Genomic DNA, 3,060 nt, shown 5'->3' on the forward strand with positions numbered 1-3,060 from the left:
GACAGCCAAGGCACAACACCCATTTATCTAATCAAAACGGCCCTCTCCGCGCATCCACATCCATTTATTAGCTATAAAAAACATAGCAATTCATATCTATCCCACGCCGCAAGAACAGCTCAAGGCACTGCCGAATGGGCGGCAGCCGCCGCCTGCAGCGCCGCCGCCGGGCCAGGGCGCCCGAACAGGTAGCCCTGCCAGGTGAGGCAGCCCAGGCTGATCAGCATGTCGCGCTGCTCGCAGGTTTCCACGCCTTCGGCAATCACGCCCAGGTCCATGCTGTGTGCCAGCGTGACGATGGTGCGGGCAATGCTGGCGTCATCAGCGTCGGTGAGCAAGTCGCGCACAAAGCTCTGGTCGATCTTGAGCTGGTCCAGCGGCAGGCGCTTGAGGTAGCTCAGGCTGGAGTAACCGGTGCCAAAGTCGTCGAGCGAGAAGCCCACACCGTGGCGGCGCAATTGCTCCATGCGCTCGATGGTGTCCTCCACATCGTCGAGCAGCAGGGTTTCGGTCAGCTCCAGCTTCAAGCGGCGGGGGTTGGCGCCGGTCTCCTCCAACACCCCCAGTACCTCGTCCACAAAGTGGCTGTGGCGGAACTGCCGCGCACTCACATTGACAGCCAGCGTCCACTGCGCGGTACGGGCATCCCGGCCCCACTCCACCAGTTGCTGACAGGCTGTGCGCAAAATCCAGTTGCCCAGCGGCACGATCAGGCCCGAAGCCTCGGCCACGGGGATGAACTCTGCGGGTGACACCAGGCCACGCTGCGGGTGCTGCCAGCGCACCAGGGCCTCGGCGCCCACCACACCCTGGTGGGCGTTGATCTGCGCCTGGTAGTGCAGCAAGAACTGGCCATCGCGCAGCCCCTCACGCAGCCCGGCCTCCAGCAGCGTGCGCGCGGTGACATTGGCCTGCGTGCGCGGGTCAAAAAACCGCAGGGTATTGCGCCCTGCGCCCTTGGCCTGGTACATCGCCATGTCGCCATGCTTGAGCAGCTCGTCCACCGAGCCCCGGGCATCGGCGTACAGCGCAATGCCGATGCTGCACGCGCTGTGGTGCGAAAACCCACCCAGCAGGTATTTCTGGCTCAGGGCAGCCAACACCGTGCGCCCCACGGTTTCGGCCTGGGCTGCGGCTTCGGCCGCATGGGGGCTCAGGCCCTCCAGCAGCACGATGAATTCATCGCCCCCCAAGCGGGCAACGGTGTCGCCCATGCGCACGCAGCCCGACAGGCGGGCCGCCACCTGCTTGAGCAGCTGGTCGCCCAGTTCGTGGCCCTGGGTGTCGTTGAGGTCCTTGAAATTGTCCAGATCCACAAACAGCAACGCCCCGCCGGAACCAGACCGCTCGCTGGCCGCCAGGCTGTGCTGCAGGCGGTCGGTCATCAGGCGCCGGTTGGGCAAGCCCGTGAGCGGGTCGTAGAAGGCCAGCAGGCGGATTTCTTCCTCGGCCGCCTTGCGGCTGGAGATGTCGGTCTGGGTGCCCACGTAGTGCGTGACCTCGCCCTCGGGCGAACGCACCGTGGTGATGGTGATCCAGGCGGGGTACTCCGTGCCATCCTTGCGCCGGTTCCACACCTCGCCCTGCCACATTCCGGTGGTGCGCAGCGCGGCTTTCATGGCGGCGAAAAAGGCCGCGTCATGCCTGCCCGAGTTCAACAGCCGGGGCGTCTGCCCCACCAGTTCTTCCACCGCATAGCCCGTGAGGCGCGCATAGGCCTGGTTGGCCTTGAGGATGCGCTGGTCCGGCCCCGTAACAATCATGCCCTCGAACGACTCGAACACCGTGGCCGCAATCTGCAGCGACTCCTCGGCCTTGCGGCGCTCTGTGATGTCGGTGGAAATGCCACACAGCGCATGGATGCTGCCGTCGGCATGGCGCAGCGGGATCTTCATGGACAGGTAAACCCGCGTCTCGCCTGTAGACAGCTGGGTGTTCACTTCCTCGGCCTCCAGTGTCTCACCGTCTTCCAGCACGCGCCGGTCGTTGGCGCGCAGCTGCGCGGCCGTGGCGGCATCGAACAGGGCGGTATCGTCGTGGCCCACCACCTCACTGGCCGACTTGCCAAACAGCTTGAGCGTGCGGTGGTTGGCGTATTGATAGCGATAGTCGCGGCCCTTGATGTAGATAAAGGCCCCCACGCTGTCCAGGATGGCGGCCAGCTTCTGCTCGCTGCTTTCAAGGTGGCGGGTGCGCTCTTGCACCTGGCGGCGCAGCACCAGAACAGCCACCACCGCCAGCAGGCCAAACACCAGCAACCCGCCCAGGCTCCACAAAACCTGCGGCGAAACCCGCCCCGGCTGCGTCTGCACACCCCAGCGGCGCAGTACCTCGGCATAGGCAGGGTCGGTACCGCTGCGCCAGTCCTGCACCGATCGGTCGATGGCCGCCAGCACCTCGGCGTTGCGCCCCGGGGTGGTGGCGAAAAAAAGCGTGGCGGGCTGGAACACGATGCCCGTGTCCGTAACGCCATAGCGGACCGAATGGAAGTTGCCAAACAGGTGGTTGGCAATCACCGCGTCGGCCTCGCCGCGCTGCACCAGCGCAAAGGCTTCGATCAGGCTCGGTGCATCGACCAGCGACACCTGGATACCAAAGCTGTCCATCATGTTGATGAAGGTGGCGCGCTGCACCGAGCCCCTGAGCACCGCCACCCGCTTGCCCTGCAGGTCGAACAGTGAGTAGATCGCGCCGCCCTGGGCGCGGTAGACCTGCGACCAGCTGTGCAACACCGGCAGCGCATGGAAGCCATATAGAGCCTCGCGCTCGGGCGTCCGCGCCACATCGGGCATCAGGTCAAGCTGCCCCGCGCGCAGGGCGTTGAGGCAGTCCTGCCAGTTGCAGGGCACAAATTTCAGCGTCCACTGCTCACGTTCGGCCACCAACTGCAGCAAGTCCACAAAAATGCCTGCGGCCTTGCCATCTTCATTGACAAACACCTTGGGCTCGTTGGAATACACCCCCACCCGCAGCTCACGCGGGGCCGCAGACGCACTGGTCAAGCCGATGCCCACCCACAGCAGGGACATCACCACAACCCATTGCAGCACGCCCACAGCG

At 65.0% G+C, this 3,060-nt stretch carries 1 protein-coding gene; it reads right to left on the reverse strand.

Annotated elements, in window-relative coordinates; all coding sequences use genetic code 11:
- Window positions 1-119: 119 nt before the first annotated feature.
- The coding region (locus DBR12_RS23485) for an EAL domain-containing protein (RefSeq protein ID WP_369861598.1) at window positions 120-3,060 on the reverse strand (2,941 nt) is incomplete at its 5' end.

The sequence above is a fragment of the Acidovorax sp. HMWF029 genome (assembly GCF_003060895.1).
Taxonomy (GTDB): Bacteria; Pseudomonadota; Gammaproteobacteria; order Burkholderiales; family Burkholderiaceae_C; genus Acidovorax.